This is a genomic window from Mesorhizobium sp. M0848 (assembly GCF_040319805.1).
Classification (GTDB): domain Bacteria; phylum Pseudomonadota; class Alphaproteobacteria; order Rhizobiales; family Rhizobiaceae; genus Mesorhizobium.
Genome location: NZ_JAMYOM010000009.1, coordinates 182,266 through 201,053, shown reverse-complemented (window position 1 = coordinate 201,053; position 18,788 = coordinate 182,266). Strand labels below are relative to the sequence as shown.

The 18,788-nt window shown below is 63.5% G+C and carries 9 protein-coding genes and 1 tRNA gene; 7 read left to right on the top strand and 3 right to left on the bottom strand.

Translation table 11 applies throughout. The features are described from left to right. Nucleotides 1-128 precede the first annotated feature (128 nt). The 6 genes from NKH95_RS13085 (at nucleotide 129) to NKH95_RS13060 (ending at nucleotide 16,197) form a co-directional block, all read left to right on the top strand. Nucleotides 129-12,476, top strand: coding sequence for an inverse autotransporter beta domain-containing protein (locus tag NKH95_RS13085; RefSeq protein ID WP_352891703.1), 12,348 nt, complete (start codon nucleotides 129-131; stop codon nucleotides 12,474-12,476). A 216-nt stretch (nucleotides 12,477-12,692) separates the two neighbouring features. Continuing rightward, a complete protein-coding gene (locus NKH95_RS13080; protein WP_023810878.1) occupies nucleotides 12,693-13,193 on the top strand; it encodes a phage tail protein in 501 nt (166 codons plus the stop codon). Nucleotides 13,194-13,205: 12 nt separating this feature from the next. Further along, the gene (locus NKH95_RS13075) at nucleotides 13,206-13,712 is read left to right on the top strand and encodes a phage tail protein (protein ID WP_023810879.1); all 507 of its coding nucleotides are present in this window, start codon (nucleotides 13,206-13,208) and stop codon (nucleotides 13,710-13,712) included. A gap of 9 nt (nucleotides 13,713-13,721) precedes the next feature. Continuing rightward, nucleotides 13,722-14,246 carry a phage tail protein gene (locus NKH95_RS13070; RefSeq protein ID WP_023810880.1) on the top strand — a complete coding sequence of 175 codons (525 nt, stop codon included), beginning with the start codon at nucleotides 13,722-13,724 and terminating at the stop codon, nucleotides 14,244-14,246. A 31-nt stretch (nucleotides 14,247-14,277) separates the two neighbouring features. Next, nucleotides 14,278-15,600, top strand: a complete 1,323-nt coding sequence (locus NKH95_RS13065; RefSeq protein WP_023810881.1) for a DUF8189 domain-containing protein — start codon at nucleotides 14,278-14,280, stop codon at nucleotides 15,598-15,600. Between the two features lie 3 nt (nucleotides 15,601-15,603). Beyond that, nucleotides 15,604-16,197, top strand: a complete 594-nt coding sequence (locus NKH95_RS13060) for a GNAT family N-acetyltransferase (protein ID WP_352891702.1) — start codon at nucleotides 15,604-15,606, stop codon at nucleotides 16,195-16,197. 106 nt (nucleotides 16,198-16,303) lie between these two features. On the opposite strand, the gene NKH95_RS13055 is transcribed toward NKH95_RS13060, so the two are convergent. After that, entirely contained in the window at nucleotides 16,304-16,573 is a 270-nt protein-coding gene (locus tag NKH95_RS13055; RefSeq protein WP_352555984.1) for a DUF6916 family protein, read from the bottom strand. Nucleotides 16,574-16,934: 361 nt separating this feature from the next. On the opposite strand from NKH95_RS13055, the gene NKH95_RS13050 reads away from it, so the two are divergent. Continuing rightward, nucleotides 16,935-17,726, top strand: coding sequence for a SapC family protein (locus NKH95_RS13050; protein ID WP_352891701.1), 792 nt, complete (start codon nucleotides 16,935-16,937; stop codon nucleotides 17,724-17,726). A 61-nt stretch (nucleotides 17,727-17,787) separates the two neighbouring features. Here NKH95_RS13050 and NKH95_RS13045 read toward each other — a convergent pair whose 3' ends face one another. Beyond that, entirely contained in the window at nucleotides 17,788-18,351 is a 564-nt protein-coding gene (locus NKH95_RS13045; protein WP_352891700.1) for a type 1 glutamine amidotransferase domain-containing protein, read from the bottom strand. Between the two features lie 176 nt (nucleotides 18,352-18,527). After that, nucleotides 18,528-18,602: transfer RNA gene (locus NKH95_RS13040), tRNA-Gly, on the bottom strand. Nucleotides 18,603-18,788: the final 186 nt, after the last annotated feature.

The window sequence follows — 18,788 nt, the reverse complement described above, 5'->3', positions numbered from 1 at the left end:
CCTTTCGGATACAGCGAACAATTTTACAGGGAGCTTTCAGAAATCGGAGCGCCCGAGACTCGCTATACAATAGAATTCGATTAAGGATTTACACGGGGCGCGTGTAGTCCCCGAAGGACTCGCCAGGGATGGGAACTACCGAGACTTCTCGGCAAGTTGGTGAGATAGCGGCGCGTGGGGAGGATTTCCACGCTCGCGCCGGCTATCGCCGTTCGCGAATCGCCAGGCATCTCTGGAAGACGACGGCGCTGACGACGCTGGCGCTCGGCCTTTCCGGTCCGGCGGCCCATGCCGATCCGAACGGCCTGTGGCAGCCGCAGATCCGCGCTATCATCGGCGCCGACAACAATGGCGGCAACGCCGCGCTCGAAGGTTTCATCCCGCTCAAGCAGACGGCCGAATCCGTGCTGTTCCTGGATGTCCGGGCCAAGCACGATTTCAAGGATGGTTTCGGCCAGGATGTCGGCCTCGGCATTCGCCGCATCGTCAACCCGGACCTGATGATCGGCGGCCACGCCTACCTCAACATCGAGAACTACAACTCCACCCAGTTCACCGCCGCCACGCTGGGCGCCGAGGCGATCACGCCTCATTTCGATGCGCATGTGAACGTCTATCTGCCGATCAAGGGCGATTCAACGGATCACTCGGCCAGCTCGACCCTGTCGATGGTCAGCAACCAGCTGATCGAGCAGATCTCGGTCATCGACCACCGCGACTACGCGGCGTGGGGCATCGAGGGCGAGATCGGTGCGCAGGTGCCGGTCGCCCTGCCCGACAAGCATTCGCTGCGGCTCGACATCGGCGGCTATCATTTCGAGGATCCGCATGGCGACGACGGCAGCGTCACCGGCGCCAAGGCCGGGTTCGAGTATACGATCGGCGATGTCTTCGGCAGCAACACGGAACTGGTCTTCGCCGGCGAGGTCCGCAACGACAATCGCGACGACACCCAGTTCGCCGGCAGTGTGCGGCTGAACATCCCGTTCAATCCTGGCAGCGGCTCGGACAATGCAGACGGGACCGATAGCGGGGCGGAGCCGGTCTATCCGGTCAGCGAAGGCCTTCGCAAGCGCGTCAACGAACGGGTGCGTGGCGACATCGGCGTCCGCGTCCAGTCGCAGACGCTGACCGGCGGCACGACCACGCGCATCGCCATCAACGCCGCCACCAGTGCCGCCTTCGGCAAGTTCTATTTCGCCGACGGCGGCCTCGCCGGCGCCGGCACGCTGGCCGACCCGACGACGCTGGACGACGCCGTGACCAAGTCGGGTGCGAACGGCTTTGTCGTCGCGCTTGGCGGCAACGGCAATCTGACGACCGGCGGCGTGACGCTCGCCAATGGCCAGACCGTCATCGGCGGCGGCGAAAGCGTCACCGCCAGGCTGTTCGGTGGCGGCACCAGCACCTTCAACCTGGGCGGCAGCGACGGCACGATCCAGGGCACCAACGTCGTCAACCCCGTCATCACGCTGGGCAACGGCAACACGCTCAACGGCATCACCATCACGGGCGGCGCCAACGGCATTTTGGGCAACAACATCACCGGCGCGACGCTGACCAATGTGACGGTCACCGGTGCGGGCGGCAACGGCGCCGACTTCACGGGCAGCTCGACTGGCATCACCGGCTCCAACTTCACCGCCACCGGCAACGGCCTCGACGGTCTGCACATCGACGGCGACGGCACCTACAATTTCACCGGCACGACGCTGCTGCAGGGCAATCTCGACGACGGTCTCGATATCACCGGCAAGGGCACCTACACCTTCGCCACCGTCAATGCGCAGGACAATACCGACCGCGGCATCACCGTGCAGGGCACCTCGACCGGCGGGACGTTCACCACCACCGGCGGCACAATATCGGGCAATGGCGGCACCGCCGTCTTCATCGATCCGATCACCGCTCATGTGGTGCTGGACTCGATCAGCCAGAGCGGCGGCACGTCGGGTGTCGTGCTCGAGAATGTCGCGGGCAGCTTCACCGTCAACGGTGCGACGACGATCTCCGACACGACCGGACCGGCGATCGCCATTTCGGATTCGCCGGCGACGATCCGCTTCGGCGACATCAGCATCACCAACCCCGGCGCCGACGGCATCTCGTTTGCCGGCGTCAATGCGGCGGTGGTCGCCGGCAACATCGTCATCTCCGGACTGGGTGTCGGCACCGGCCTCGACTTCTCCGGATCCAGGACCAATTTCACCGCGCAGTCGCTCAACATCACCGGCACCGGTGCTGCCGGCTCGATCGGCATCGACCTGACCTCACCGAGTGTTGGCGGGGCGGTCATCACCATCACCGATGGCGGCGTCATCACCAATGTCGATACCGGCGTGCGGCTGGGCATAGCCGGCACGCCGGGGGCCACGGCCAACGCCGAATTTACCTTCGGCGGCGATTCCAGCTCCATCTCCGGCATCACCGCCTCGCTCGATGCGCGCGGGCTCAATGAGGGCAGCGGCCACTACGCCTTCGGCACGACACAGTTTACCGGCCTGCAACTTTACGATCTGCGCAACTATATCTTCGTCGCGGCCGGGGCTTCGGGCGGCGGCACGTCGATCACCGACCTCGCCTCGATCGATTATGCCGACAGCATTACCGCCAGCGACGCCATCATTGTGCTGGTCAACCGCGGGACAATCGACGACGCCACCGGCTTCTCGCTGAGCGACGGACAGGAACTGGCCTCGTTCGGCAACGGCCGCGAGTTCTCGCTCGGCGGGGTGCCGTTGAATGTCACCGGCACCAACGTCCATCATGACGAATCCATCTCGGATTCCGCGGGCGCGGCAACGCTGACCAGTTCCGGCGGCGGCGATGTCGTGACGCTGGGCAACGGCAACACGTTGCTCGATTTCAATATTTCCGGTGGCGCCGCCGCCGGCATACACGGCCTGGGCATCAATGGCCTGACCGTCCAAGGCGTGACGGTCAGCAATGTCGCTACCGGCCTCTTCCTCGATGGAGTGACCGGTACGGTCTCGGTCGACGACCTGACCGTCCAGACCGCATCTCAAACCGGCATCGCGCTTGTTGGTTCGAGCGCGACCGTCAATTTCACCGGCAACACCAAGATCACCAACGCCACCAGTGCCGCGCTGTCCACCAACAATTTCGACGGCATCGCCACCTTCGACGATCTCGACATCACCGGCGGCGGCGTAGGCATAGGCATCGTCGGCGGTTCCAGCGGAACCTTGACCTTCGGGGTCGGGAGTTCCATCGCCAACACGAGCAGCAACGCCTTCTCCATCAGCAACTCGACGCCCAACGTCACCTACAACGGCACCATCAACCAGACCGCTGCTACCAGCGCGGTGACGATCTCTGGCATGAGCGGCGGCAGCGCCACGTTCGGCGGAGCGATCACCGCCAGCACCGCCACCGCCTTCGCGATCAACCTGAGTGGCAACACCGGCGGCACAATCAAATTCACCGGCGGGCTGGATCTGACCACGACGATCGGCACCGGCTTCAGCGCCACCGGGGGCGGCACGATCACAGTCGCGGCCGCAGGCACGGAGCAGATCACCACCGGCACCGGCCACGCGATCTATCTCGACGGCGTCACCATCGGCACCGGCGGCATGGCGTTCGACAGCATCACGACAGGCGTCGTGGCAGCCACAGCGCTCAATTTCAATGCCGTCTCGGGCGGCCAGTTCCTGGGTGGCAATGTCACTATCGGTGGCACCGGTGCCGGCATCAACGGCGTTGCAATCAACGCTTCGTCATCGACCTTCACCATCACCAATCTGGTGACGACCAATGTCGCGGGCACCGATGTCAGCCTGACCAACAACACGGGCTCGATCACGATCCTCGGTGGCACCATCACCAATTCGGGCGTTGGCGACGGTGTCGTCGTTTCCGGTGGCAGCGCGACAATCGGTGTAGCGGCCAACATCTCCAGCTCGGCAACCGTGCCAGGCACGGCGGTCAAGGTCGACGGCACCACCGGCGGCTCGGTGACCTTCAGCGGCAGCATCACCTCGACCGGCACCGGCAATCTTTTCGCGATCGGCTCGTCGCTGCCCCCGGTCGGCGGCGCGATCAGCTTCATCGGCTCGACGCTGTCTGCGACGGGCGGCGGTGGTGCCGTCGTCACCGGCCTTGCCGGCACCGCGACGCTGAACGTCACAGCTCCGCTGTCGATCACCGGCGCGACGGCCACCGGCCTGGCCGTCGCCAATGTCGCCAGCACCGCATCGGCGACCTTCGGGGCGGTGACCGTGTCGGGCGCCACGGGCAATGGCATCGACATCACCAACAATGCCGGCGCCGTCACCTTCGGCACCACCAGCGTGACGATGGGTTCGACCGTCGGTCCAGCCGGCATCAACTTCGCCCTGACCAATGCCGATGTCACATTTGGAACAACCAATGTGACGCTGGGCGCCGGCGCCAACCAGACCGGCATCGACTTCAGCGGTTCGTCAACGACAGCCGATTTCGGCGTGACGACGATCACCGGCACCGACGACCTGACCTCGCGCGGCATCGACCTGTCGTGGACCATCGGCAACAAGACCATCACCTTCCTGCAGGGCTCCAGCATCTCGAAGGTTGGCGTCGGCGTCGAACTGTCGTCCGGCGGCACAACGGCGACCTCCGCCAACGCCAATTTCACCTTTGGCGACGGCAATGCGGGCGACGGGCTGGAATCCTTCATCAGCGCGGCCAGTGGCGGCTACACGGTCAACACGATCGGGCTCGATCCGACGCTCGGCAATTATGATTTCGACGATGTCGCCTTCACCGGCAGCGCCAATCTGGCCAGCGCGGTCGGCGGGGTCGTCATGATTTCCCAGGACGGTGGCGTGATCGCTGCCGGCACCAACGGGCTCAGCGCCGCGGTGACCACGGTCACGGCCGCCCAGGCCGATGCCATGACCGGCACATTGACCTTCGCCTTTGTCGGCACGGTCGATCTGAGCGCCATGCCGTTCACGCTCGATTCGGGCCAGTCGATCGCCGGCTTCGGCAACGGCAGTTCGATCATCACCTCCGGCACCATCCAGCCGATCAATGTCCAGGGCAATCTCGGCGCCACCGGCGGCAACGTCACCGGCAATGAGGGCGTGGTCAAGAGCACGGGCGGCGATACGTTGCAGCTGCTCGGCAGCAATCAGGTGCGCGACACCGCATTCGACTTCACTGGCGGCAGCGGTTCGGTCTTCACCATCGACCAGAATGCTGCCGGCTTCAGCAATGTCGGCGGTATCGTCATCCAGGGCGTCACGGTCAGCAATGTCGCCACCGGCCAGACGGCGTTCAAGGTTGCCGGCCTCGACAGCAATTTGTCGATCACAGACAACAACATCAACGTTGCCGGCACGCTGCTCGACGTCGATGGCGGCACCGGCAACATCACGGTCACGCGCGGCACCTTGCCCAACAGCGGACCGGCGGGCACGCTGACCGGCGGCGGCATCTCGATCGCCAACCGCACCGGCGGCACGGTCGATTTCGCCGACAAGGCGACGGTCAACGGCAGCGGCGTTTCGCTGACCGGCAATACGGGCTCTGTCATCACCTTCGCGGATCTGGATGTCTCCACGAACGGCGTGACAGCGTTCAGCGCCACCGGCGGCGGCACGGTCAATGTCGTGACCGGCACGATCAACGCCACCAACGCGCAGGCGGCGGCGCTCGACGGCATCACGGCCGGTATCAACTTCGCCTCGACAAGTGCCACATTCGCTTCCGGCAGCGGCGTCGACCTGCAGAACCTCAGCGGCACGGCAAGCTTCGGCACCGGTACGCTGACCAACACCGGTTCGGGCACGTCGTTCAATGTCGGCTCGGGGACCGCAGCCAGCGGCGGCAACGCGACGATTTCCTATGGCGGCACGATCGCCAGCAACGGCACGGGCGCCGCGGTGTCGATCCAGAGCATGACCGGCGGCTCGGTGACGCTGTCGGGCAATCTCACCGATACCAATGCGGCAGCCGGCGGCAACATCGTCGTTGCCGGCAACGACGCGGCCGCGATCACCTTCTCGGGCACCAGCAAGGTGATCAGCTCGGGCGCGACGGACGGCGTGAGCTTGGGTATCATTGGCAATTACGCTTCAGCCGTCCCGGCACTCAATACCAACAGCACGATCGACTTCACCAATGGTGGCCTTGCTATAACGACAATGACCGGGGCGGGCTTCGTCGCAATTGGCGATTTAGGCCCGGCTGACGCAACCTCCACCATCATTACCGTCACCGGCGCCGGCAACAAGATCAATGCCGGCAGCGACGGGCTTGTGGTGTATGGTGCCAATGTCGGCAGCGCCGGCATTACCTTCGACAGCATCTCGGCGGACTCCACGATCCCTGCCCTTCCCGGCGACCCTGGCGGTGCCGGCGTGACGCTGTTGGGCGCCAATCTCGTCGGGGATGTCAACATCGGCGGCCTGAGGGATACTGGATACACCGGCGCCTGGCTGTACGCCCTGAGTGGCACCGGGGAGGTCAACTTCACCGGCACGATCGATCTCGACGTCCAATATGCCGGGTTCGATATCGGCGGTCCCGAGGTTGGCACCGTCAACATCGCCAATGTCGCCGGATCCACCCTGACCATCGATGGCGGCCAGTTCGGCATCATACAGAGCTCGCAGGGCGGGACCGTCAACGTCGGCGTCAACGGCAGCGCCAGCATCACGAACACCACCGTCTCGGCTATCAGCCTCGGCGGCGGCAATGACCTGGCCTTCACCACGCTGACCTACAAAGGTTCGATCACGGTCGGTGCGGGATCGGTGATAAGCGCCAGCGGCGATGCGACCCGTCTGAACATGAGCGGTTCCGTCGTTTCCACCACGTCATCGACGGCCTTCGACTTCTTTGGCCATGCCGAAGGCATATACGATATTTCGAGCACCATCGATCACAGCGGTGGCGAGGGTGTCGCCATCGGCGGCTCGGCCAACGGCACGGTCACCTTCTCTGGTACGTCGAAGATATTCAACACCGGCGCCAACGATGCCATCGTCAAGGCACCGTCGTACGTGATGGACCCGCAGACCAAGGGCACGCTCAACTTCACCAATGGCGGCCTCGTCATCACCACCAGCAGCGGCGCCGGCTTCACCGCCAGCACCTTTGGCCCCGGCACGATCAGCGTCACCGGCGACGGCAACACCATCACCACCGGCACGGGCACGGCGCTGAAGCTTGGCGACGCGACGGCGGTCGTCGCCGGGGCGAAAGGCGCGACGGTCGGCGCCGGTGGTATCAAGTTCGATACGATTTCGGTCAATGGCGCGGCGACCGGCATATCGCTCAACAATGTCAGCGGCGGCACCCTCAATCTCGGCGCGGTCGACCTGCAGGGCGTCACCACGACCGGCGTCCAGGTCTCTGGCACGCTCGGCTCGACGCTGAATTTCGCCAGCCTGACCATCGGGCTCAATGCCGCCAATGCGGTCGGCCTCGACCTCAACGGCGCGGCGCTCGGCGCGAGCAACATCACCGCGGACGATTTTGATGTAGACGGCGGCGGCTTCGCCGGCACGATCGGAATCGACATGGCCGGCACCACCGGCACGGGCACCATCCAGCTCGGCGACACCGTCAACAACAATCCGGCCGGCCAGAAATCGACTATCGCCAATGTCGGCTATGGCGTGCAGTTCTCCAGCGCCACCAACGCCAGGCTGGTGTTCGGCGACGGCGCCGGCCCGGCCGAGTCGTCGATCGCAACCACCGGCGGCCACGTCATCCACACCACCGATAGTTTGCCGACCAATGGCGACTACAATTTCAACGACGTCAATTTCACCGGCGACGTTTCCAACCTGTCATCGATCACCGTCTACTACGTCACCGAAGGCGGCACCGGCGACGGCAGCCTCGCCAATCCGGGCAGTTACGCGGGCGCACAGGCTTCCACGGCCAACGTCGTGGTGCTGATCGACAAGAACGTCAACGGCGCCCAGGAAACCATCGACCTGAGTGGCACCACGTTCAACCTCGATGACGGGCAGGTGCTGCTCGCCTTCAAGAGCGGCGACGCGGCCGTCGATGTTTCGCAGCTCGGTGTCGACACCAGCAGCGGCGCCTCCGCCGCGTTCCACTTCACCACGGTGCAGAACTCGCCGATCATTTCGGCGCCGGGGGGCATCGACACGCTGCGGCCGGTCCTGCAGAGCAACAACGCCACGCAGGTCATCAACCTGGCGACATCAGGCAGCGGCATCTTCACGGGCGGCATCCAGAACCTGATCGTCAGCAATCTCGGTTCCGGTGCGGGCGTTGCCGCCAACGCCACCGGCGCCTCCAGTTTCTTCGTCAGGAACAACACCATCGCCGCCGGCGGCAACGCGCTCGATTTCTCCACCACGGGAGCTCCGGCCAATACGCTTCTGCTGTCGATTGACGGCAACACGCTGCAATCGACCGGCTCCGGCCTCGCAGCGTCCTTCGCCGGTCAGAACATCAATGCAACCGACAACTCAATTGCGATCAGGTCGTTTGCCGGCAACAAGGTGACCGGCGGCGCCGGCAGCGGCGGCATCGCCTTCAACAATGTCCGCTTCGATTCCGACGGCGCCGGCGGCACGGTCAGTGCCGGCACGCTCGGCATCGGTAACCCAGGCGCTCGCGTGCAGGGCAATGGCCTCAGTTTCACCAACACCAGCGGTACCCTTGATCTGGGCACGCTCAGCCTTGCCAACAATGGCGGCACCGGTGTCATCGCCAACACCAAAACCACCAATTTCACGCTGAACAACAGCGGTGGCGTGGTCACCACCAACAACGGCGCGGCATTCGATCTCGATCCGCTGACCGTCAACATGACGTTTGCCACCGTCAGCGCCCTAGGCGGCGCCAGCGGCATCATCTTCGACGGCGTCGCCGGGACCTTCACCGTCACCGGCGGGACAAGCATCACCAACACGACGGGCTTCGGCATCGATGCCATCAACACCAACACTGGCACCTTCAACTTCAACACGGTGACGGTGAACAATGTCACCGTCCCCAACACAGGCGGCGGCATCCGAGTCCAGACCGGCACGCTCAACGTCACCGGTCTCGCCAACATCGACACGACCAGCGGCGTTGGTCTCTGGCAGGCCGGCGGCACAACCAGCTTCACCAATGGCGTCACCATCGACACCACCGCCGGCACCGGCATTCTCGGCACCGGCGGCACGATGGGCATCACCGCTACGGCTGCCGCCCAGACGGTGAACGCAACCGGCGGCACAGCGATCAATCTCTCCGGTGTTGCCGCCACCATCGCGCTCGATTCGACCTCGTCGGCCGGCGGCGTCAACAATGTCAGCCTGACCAATGTCAGCGGAGCGCTCAATCTCGGCACCGGCGCGCTCAGCGGGGCGACGGGCGCGTCCTTCAATGTCGTCGGCGGCACGGCTGCCGTGAGCTATTCGGGCACGGTCAACAATTCGGGCGCATTCAGTCCGGCGCTGAATGTCCAGAGCCGGCTTGCCGGCGCCGGCCTCGTCGCCCTGAGCGGCAATCTGACGGCCAGCGGGCTGGGCGTATCGCTGAACAACAATGCAGGCGGCACGGTGACGGTGTCCGGCGCCTCGAACAGCTTTACCGGTGGGGGCACCGGCATATCGATCACCGCCAACACCGGCGGCACCTACAACATCAGCGGCGCCAGCTACGCCATCGGCATGAGCGGCGGCGGGCTTGGCGTCGATATTGCCGGCAACAGCGCCCCGGTGACGGTCAATTTCAACGGCGGCGGGCTGGCGATCGTGACCTCGGCAGGCGCCGGCTTCAATGCCACGGGCACCGGCACGGTCAGCGTCACCGGCGTGGGCAACTCCATCGCCACGGGCACCGGTGTGGCGATGAACCTGAGCGGCGTCACCGTCGCGGCCACCGGCATGAATTTTTCCTCGACCAGCAACGGCGCCGGCGGCAACAGCGCCGTCGTCCTCACCAACGTCATCGGGTCGGGGACGATCAATCTCGGCGCCGGCTCGCTGGTCGGCGGCAGCTCGGCAACCATCGCCGTCAGCGGCGGCACCGCCAACCTCAACTATACCGGCAATGTCAGTCAGTCGAACAATGCCACCCTGGTCAGCGTCGCGGGCGGCCACAGCGGCACGCTCAACTTCGCCACCGGCGCGCTGTCGGCGACGAACGGCACCGGCCTGCAGTTGGACAATGCGGACGGCATCTACAGTTTCGTCGGCACGACGACGCTGAATGGCGGCAATGCCAGCGTCGACATCCTCAACGGCTCGGGCGGCACGTTCAATTTCGGCACCGGCACCTCGATCATCAGCCCAAGCGGCACCGCGTTCAATGTCAATGGCGGCACCGCCACCGTCACCTATGCCGGCACGATCACGCAAGCCACCACCGGCCAGCGCATGATCGTCGTCGCCGACACCGCCGGCGGTTCGGTGAATTTCACCACTGCCGTGGCGAACGGGCTCAACGACACCGGCGGCACCGGCATTGTGATCGACGGGGCGGCGGGCAGCGTCACCGTCAACAATGCCAGCCTGACGGGCACGGCCGGCATCACCATTCTCGGCGATTCGCTGAACAACGCGACCGGCACCTACACCTTCAACAATGTCGCCATCCAGACCGACGCGGGGGCTGCGAACCATGCCTTTGTCGTCGACGGCGACCAGGGCACGCCAGGCAATGACGACGTCAGCGCGGTCGTCAACCTGAACAATGTCGACATCACCAACCCCGGCGGCAATGTCGCAAATATCCGCGGCATGGCCGGCGGTTTAATCAATTTCGACAGCGCCAGCTCGATCATCCGCAGCGATGGCGGGCTGGGCATTGCCGTGCTCAGCAACGCCGGCGGCACGATCAACTTCGGCGGCGCGGTCAAGACGCTCTCGACCGGTGTTAATGCCGCCGTCATCCTGACCAGCAACCCCGGCGCGACCATCAACTTCACCAATGGCGGGCTGATTATCAACACAACGAGCGGCGGCGGCTTCAGCGCCACGGGCGGAGGGACGGTGACGGTGCAGGGCACCGGCAACACGATCACCTCCGGCACAGGCACGGCGCTCAACGTGGTCAACACGACGATCGGCGCCAGCGGGCTGAATTTCCAGAGCATTTCGGCGAATGGCGGCACCAACGGCATCGTGCTCAACACAACGGGCTCGGGTGGATTGACCGTGACAGGTGTCGGCACCACCGCCGGCTCGGGCGGCACCATTCAGAACACAACCGGGCGCGGCGCCAGTTTCATCAGCGCGAGCAACATCACGCTGAAGAACATGAATTTCACCAATGCCGGAACCACCGATCTCGACGCCGACAATTCAGGGCTTTCGACCGGTGACAACCTCGCGACCAACGCGGCCATCCACCTTCAAAACGTCTCTACGGCGACGCTGGACCGGATCGCCATTTCGGGCGGCGCCGAGCAAGGCATCAACGGCAATACTGTTTCGAACTTCACGCTCAGCAACAGCAGCATATCGAATGCGGGCAATGGCGCGGACGAAGACGGCATCCATTTCTACAACATGTCCGGCACCAGCGCGGTCACCAGCACCACGATCACAGGCAGCGGCGACGACAACTTCCAGCTGCAGACCCAGTCCGGCACGCTCGCACTGACGATTTCAGGCGGCAGCTCGACCGGCGCCGTGCTTGGCAGCGGGTATCTGTTCGGCATCCGTGGAACGTCGAACGCCACGATCAACTTCTCGGGTGCCAATTCGAGCAACAACTTCAGCGGTGGAATCGTCGCCGATGCGTTCGACAGCTCCACGATGAACCTGAACGTCATCAACAGCACGTCGAGCAGCAACAACGATCAGCTGTCCGTCAGCGCCGGGGACAACAGCGATGTGAGCCTCGTCGCCACCGGCAACACGCTGAGCAGTACGGCCACGGGCGACTTCGTCGTGGTGAGCCTACTCGGCTCGGCGTTCGACAACGGCTTCACTTTTGACGCTCGAATTGAAAACAACACCATCACGGTCGCAAACGGGCTGACAGCGGACGGCATAGCGGTATTCAATGCCGGCGGCGGTGCCATGCGGGTCGGAATCAAGAACAACACCATCGACTATGCCGGTACGCAACGCGCCATCCTTGTCCAGACCGGACAGGACGGCGCGGGCAGCATCCTGGCCCAGATAACCGGCAACGCGATTGACATCAAACTGGATGGCGTTGGAAATGCAGCCGCTGGCATTCTCGTTCAGTCGGGCATCGCGTCGCCGACGGGAGATGGTTCATCCATCGATTTGAACATAGGCGGCGCCGGCGCTCTGGCCAACACCTTCACGCATTCGCTTGGCGGCACCATGGCGGCCGGCGACATCCGGGTACGTCAACGCAACAACGGGACGATCAACCTTAGTGGCTATGCCGGGGCCCCCACGGATCTGGCCGCCGCCATCGCCTATCTGAACAGCCGCAATACAGTTGTTTCTGCATCAACTGCGACGGCCGACTCGACCGGATTTACCGGGCTCGCCACGCCGCCGTTCCCGTGATGACGACGCTGATGAGGTAGAAAGGCCACCACTCGGCCGGTTCAGTGCCGTGATCTTGGTGCGATGATCTACAGCCTTGGATGTGTACTGTCTTCCTGCGCCTCTAGTTATTTAAATACTGTCTATTATTTTATAAAGTACCTATTTTGTTAGGGAGCCAAGTAGACTTTTGTGTCGTTCCGTGTATTCTACTGATATCTTATGAGGGCGCGAGACATGGCCGAGCCATTTCTATCGGAAATCAGGATTATGTCATTTGTCTTCCCGCCCAAGGGTTGGGCACTCTGTAACGGGCAGCTTTTGCCAATCAACCAGAACCAGGCGTTATTCTCACTGCTCGGAACCACTTTCGGCGGTGACGGCCAGGTCAATTTCGCACTGCCCGATTATCGGGGACGTATCCCAATCCACGTCGGAAGCAGTCACACACTTGGCGAGCGCGGTGGCGAGCAAAACCACACGCTGTCGATTTCCGAAATGCCGACACACGTTCATTTTGCGCAGGCCAGCACAAACACCGGTAGTAGCCAAGATGGTGTTGGGAACGTTTTGGGGGTGGTTCCGGGGCGGCTGTATAGCGACTTCGCGAACGTGACGACGCTGAGCCCGAGCACAATTGCCAGTATTGGCGGCAGTCAGGCGCATCTCAACATGCAGCCGTTCCTGACGCTGAGCTTCTGCATCGCCCTGCAGGGCATTTTTCCTTCGCCAAATTAAGGAGGCGCGACCATGGCACAGCCTTACGTTGGCGAGATACGCATGTTTGCCGGCAACTTCGCGCCGGCCGGCTGGATGTTCTGCGAGGGACAATTGCTGCCGATCTCGGAGAACGAGACACTTTTCCAGCTGATTGGCACAACCTATGGCGGCGATGGCGAGAGCACCTTTGCGCTGCCCGACCTGCAAGGCCGTGTTCCGCTCCATCAGGGCAACGGCTTTATCCTCGCGGAGACGGGAGGCGTGGAGGAAGTCAATATGACAATTTCCCAGATTCCTTCACACAGCCATCCAATGGTCGCGTCCCTGAATATTGGTCAAGATACCAGTCCCAGCGGGAAGGTCGTTGCACAGATTGGCGGTGGCGCCTTGCCCTACATCCAGGACACGACCGATACCAACATGGCCCAGCAGGCTGTAACAGCCGTTGGCGGCAGCCAGCCGCACAACAATTTCCAGCCGTATCTTTGCATCAGCTTTATCATTTCACTTTTCGGCATCTTTCCGTCGCCCACCTGAGAGGACATCATGGCTGACCCGTTCGTCGCCGAAATCCGGATCTTTCCGTTCAATTTCGCGCCCAGGGGCTGGGCGTGGTGCGACGGGCAGTTGCTGCCGCTGTCGCAGAACACGGCGCTGTTTTCGCTGCTAGGCACCACTTATGGCGGCGACGGCAAGTCCAATTTCGCTTTGCCCGATCTGCAAGGCCGTGCGCCGATGTTCTGGGGTCAGGGGCCGGGCTTGTCCCTGCACGATCTTGGCGAGCCTGGCGGTACGGAAACGGTAACCCTGCTCGAATCGGAAATTCCTAACCACACTCACGCAATGCGCGACCATGACATTGATCTGGGCGAGCTCAATGCGCCGTCATCGACGCGAAGCCTGGCCAAATCCACCAACGCAACAATCTATACCCCGGCGGCCAACCTGACGCAGATGAGTCCTCAATCGCTCCCCCCCGCCGGCGGCGACCTGCCACACAACAATCTGCAGCCCTATCTGACGCTCTATTTCTGCATCGCACTGCAAGGCGTCTTCCCACCAAGAACCTGAATTCCGAGCCAACAGGGCAGGGACCAATACGATGGCCAAGAAAGCAGCATCAGAGTCGAAAGCCCCCGCCGCGAAGACGCCAGCGCCAAGGGCGGCTTCCAAGGCCAGGGATGGCGGGCGTCCGGTGCGCTCCGGTCCCGCGCCCGTCTACCAGCACAAGCCGGCCGGCACGTCGTTTTTCGAACTGTCGCGGCTGATGGTGGTGGGGATCGATTCCGCCAAGGGGCAGTTGATCCAGAAGGCGCAGCTTTCGCCGAACGGGCCATGGCCTTCGGCCTGGTCGTTCATCGCGCCCGGCGCCTGGGTGATCATGACGGCGGGCCTCACCAAGGACGGCCGTGTCGCCGTGGTCGCGCAGCCATCGGGAACCACCAATCTGTCCTTCATCACCGAAGACGCCAACCAGATCGGCCCGGTCGAGAAATGGACCGCGCCGATGGGCATCGGCACGCCGCCCGGCGCCACCTCCTATCAGAAGCTTTCGATGGCGCGCGATGCCGACGGCCGCATCGAGGTCTTCGTCACTGACAATCAGGGCCGCATCTGGTGGATCTACCAGAATCCGGACCAGATCGTGCAGGTGCAGAAAACCATCACGCCGCCGGGCACGACGACACCGATCGTCGTCACCGTCGACGTGCTGACGCCGCCGGCCAAACCGTGGAGCGACTGGATCCAGATCCCCGGCGGGCTGGTGACGGTTTCGGCGATACGCCAGGGCGACGGCCGCATCGCCCTGTTCGGCATCAATTCGAACCTGCATCTCTATCGCTGCCAGCAGGCGAAGGCGCAGGCCCTGAAGGCCGCCGACTGGACGGGTTGGGTGCAGATCGACACGACCCAGACAGGTGGCTTCATCGAGATGGCGCCGGTCGTCGGCCCGCTGGGCGCCACCAATCTGTTCGCCCTGACCCAGAACGGCCAGGTGCTGCACACGCGCCAGATGCCCGCCGGATCGGATACGTGGACGCAGTGGGCGACACCCGGCTACTCCAGGGCGCCCAACCTTGCGCTTGCCGCCGGCATCCAGGGCGACGGCGATATCGTGCTGGTCGCCGCCGACCAGCAGCACTTCCTCCAATTCAACGCGCAATGGGATGCCTATACCCAGAACTGGTCGGGATGGCGCGATTTCGGCGCATCCCTTCGCTCGACGCGCCTGACGCTCAACTACAATGCCGACGGCCGGCTCGCTTTGTTCAGCCTGGCGCTCATGCCGGACGGCACCAACGGCCTGTGGACGATCAACCAGATGGGCATCGACAGTTCCGAATGGGAGTATAACTGGACGTCGCTGACCGACAACAATCTCAAGCAGATCGTCGTCGTGCGCGACCTGACGCCGCCGGTCTGACGGTTGATTTACGCCAGCGTGGCGCAAGCGAAGCAGGCCCGTCCGGTCTGGCCCCGGTCTGACACGGCCGGGCTCGGCTTCCGCGCTGCGACGGAAGCGGATTTGCCGTTCCTGTCGCGGCTCTATGCCTCGACCCGCTTCGAAGAACTCGCAGTGACGTCGTGGAGCGAGGCGCAGAAGGCCGAATTCCTCGGCATGCAGTTCCAGGCCCAGCATGCGCATTACCGAAAACACTATCCCGAGGCCGACTGGCTGGTGGTGGAACGCGATAGCGAAGACATCGGCCGCCTCTATGTCGAGCGCTGGCCAAGCCAGCACCGCATCATCGACATTGCCTTCCTGCCGCATCATCGCCGCAAGGGCTACGGCACCGCACTGCTCTGTGACCTCATCGACGAGGCATGGTTAGCCGGCAAATCAGCATCGATCCATGTCGAGAAGCACAATCCGACGAGACGGCTTTATGCCGCGCTGGGCTTCGCGGTCGTCGAGGACAAGGGCGTTTATGACCTGATGGACTGTGCGCCGGGGGCGGCGGGGCTGGTATGTGACGGCGAGCATCGCAAGCGGCGGCTCTCACCAGCTTCGTCATCCTAGGGCGGAGCAAGGAGCGGAGCGACGCGGCGCAGACCCTAGGATGACGAACGAAGAGGAGAGGCTTCAGCTAATTTCGAAGCGATCAGACCCTCCCTGCGTCAAGCCTCTAATTGAACACCGCTTCGTAAAGCCGCCCGGTCGCATCGGCGGCGACCGGCACGATGAAGATCTCGTGGCTGCCGCTTTCCCCCGTGAAAAGATAGGTCGCCTGCGGCAATGCGATTTCGCGCGGGCCTTTGAACAGCAGCGAGAAACCGCCACCCGGGCGCGGGCTGGCGGCGATGGGCTTGACCGCGCTCAGTTCGAGCGGGATCTGCCGGCCCCCGGCTTCGACGGTGAAGGTTTGTCCCTGCTCGAAATCCGACACCGACGCCATTCCGTTTCCCTCAATCTGTCCGCTGGAGCGGTTCAGCGTTCGGATCGCTGATCCGGCTTTTGTTTCTTCGCAATTGCCAGGGAAAACCGCTCCACACTTTTCCTGGAATTGCTCCAGCGGAGGCACTGTCGCCGCTTCGCCGCAAGCTGTCCAGAGGCGGGCAGGCCGGCGGTCGTGTTCCCCAAGACAATCGACCGCCGCAAACCCAAAATACAGCACCGCCTGTCCTTTTATGCGCGCAAGAGACGCTGTAGTACTTTGTTCATGCGCGGGATTCCTTTCGATCCAAGATCAGCGCAAACAAGCATAAATCCCGGCTTCGGGACCATTGGCAGCCTGATGGGCGTGCGGGAGACGGATGATGGCGGATGCAAAGACGAACGTGACGGGCGATGCGTTGCCGCTGTTCTATTCGAGGCCCGAGGCGCTCAATCCGGCGCGGCACGGCTCGCTTGGCCTGACCGCGCGTAGCGACTTCGGCTTCGCCCGCTCCGCGCACGCCATTCCGGTGGTCGCGTCGGAAATGCCGGCGGCGATGCGCTCCTACCCGATCGTCTTTATCGGCCCGGCCAAGTCGCCGGTGATCATCACCGGCGTGCGCCAGAACGAGAACCTGTTCGTCGATGCCGACGGCAAATGGACCGGGCCGCACTACATCCCCGCCTATGTCCGGCGCTATCCCTTCATCCTGGCCGAAGACCCGACATCGGCCGGCCGGCTGACGCTGTGCGTCGAACGGGCCAGCGACCGGGTCGTCGACCAGTTGCTGGCGCCGTCCCGCGATGACAAGATCCTGCCGTTCTTCACCGGCAACGAGCCGACCGAAGCGACCAAACAGGCGCTCGCCTTCTGCAACCAGTTCCAGATCGACTTCAGAGCCACCCGCGAGATGGTCGAAAAGGTCGATGCACACAGCCTGTTTTCACCGCGCCAGAGCAAGGTGACGCTGGAAGGCGGCGAGGTGCTCAACCTCACCGATTTCCAGGTGATCGACGAGCCGGCCTTCAACAGATTGAGCGACGAGGCGTTCCTCGACCTGCGCAAATCCGGCGCGCTCGGCCTGCTCTATTGCCACCTCGCCTCGACCAACAGCTGGACCTCGCTGGTGCATCAGGCGTCGCTGCGGAAGGCGGATGGGGCGAAGAGCGCCTGAGGAAAACGGTGCGGTTTTCCCGGCGTAACCTTCCAATCGATGCGTCCGGGCGGACAGCCGGCTAGGCAGCAACCCTTCTGTCGTGCCGCCCTTCGCTGATCTCCTCGGCGAGCTTGTCGCAGAACGCCTCGAGATCGCCGGGGTTGCGGCTGGTGACAAGTCCCTGGTCGGTAACGACCTTGCTGTCCTCCCACAGACCGGCGGCGTTGATCACGTCGGTCTTGATCGATTTGTAAGATGTGACCCGGCGACCCCTTACGATGCCGGTCTCGACGAGAAGCCAGGGCGCATGGCAGATCGCGCCGACGACCTTCTTGGCCGACCAGAACGATTCGATGAAGCCCAGAGCCTTTCGCTCGACACGCAGCAGATCGGGATTGATGACCCCGCCGGGCAGGACGATCGCCTCATAGGCGTCCGCTCGCGCCTCATCCAAAGTCTTGTCGACGGGAACTTCTCGGCCCCAGTCCTTGAGATCCCAGCCTCTGATCTTGCCGCTTGCGAGCGACACGACATCGACCTTGGCGCCCGCCTCGCGCAGCTTCTTCAGCGGCACCTCAAGTTCGGATTGCTCGAACCCGTTCGTCGCCAGGATAGCGACGCGCTTGCCGGAAATGTCCTGCATGGCTTTCTCCATCGTTGCGTTGATGGAGCGCTAACGAGGCGAGGCGGGAACCGTTCCTCGCTGTAATTTTATGTGACTCCTGGGGAATTCCGCCGAAACTCTTAGCCAGGCAAGCCCAAAAACGAAAAAGCCGCGGAGTTCCGCGGCTTTTCGATGCTTAGTCCCCTGGAGGAAACTGGAGCGGGTGAAGCGATTCGAACGCTCGACCCCAACCTTGGCAAGGTTGTGCTCTACCCCTGAGCTACACCCGCTCGCACGGCGTCTTGGCCGCAAGCCGAGCCTATATGGCTGAAGAGCGCGGCGATTGCAACAGGGAAATCGCAGGCTTTTTGTGACACGCCGCGCCGGGCCGGCAAGCCGCCGGCGGGCGGCGGGGCGCCAGCGCGAAGGGCGGTGCCGCTCCCCATGATGTCGCATGACGGTCTTGTGTCGGCTGC

Excerpts from the sequence above, each read along its gene's own strand:
- NKH95_RS13045 (WP_352891700.1), bottom strand. The coding sequence starts at position 18,351 with ATGCAGGACATTTCCGGCAAGCGCGTCGCTATCCTGGCGACGAACGGG.
- NKH95_RS13075 (WP_023810879.1), top strand. The coding sequence starts at position 13,206 with ATGGCACAGCCTTACGTTGGCGAGATACGCATGTTTGCCGGCAACTTC.
- NKH95_RS13070 (WP_023810880.1), top strand. The coding sequence starts at position 13,722 with ATGGCTGACCCGTTCGTCGCCGAAATCCGGATCTTTCCGTTCAATTTC.
- NKH95_RS13055 (WP_352555984.1), bottom strand. The coding sequence starts at position 16,573 with ATGGCGTCGGTGTCGGATTTCGAGCAGGGACAAACCTTCACCGTCGAA.
- NKH95_RS13050 (WP_352891701.1), top strand. The coding sequence starts at position 16,935 with ATGGCGGATGCAAAGACGAACGTGACGGGCGATGCGTTGCCGCTGTTC.
- NKH95_RS13085 (WP_352891703.1), top strand. The coding sequence starts at position 129 with ATGGGAACTACCGAGACTTCTCGGCAAGTTGGTGAGATAGCGGCGCGT.
- NKH95_RS13080 (WP_023810878.1), top strand. The coding sequence starts at position 12,693 with ATGGCCGAGCCATTTCTATCGGAAATCAGGATTATGTCATTTGTCTTC.
- NKH95_RS13065 (WP_023810881.1), top strand. The coding sequence starts at position 14,278 with ATGGCCAAGAAAGCAGCATCAGAGTCGAAAGCCCCCGCCGCGAAGACG.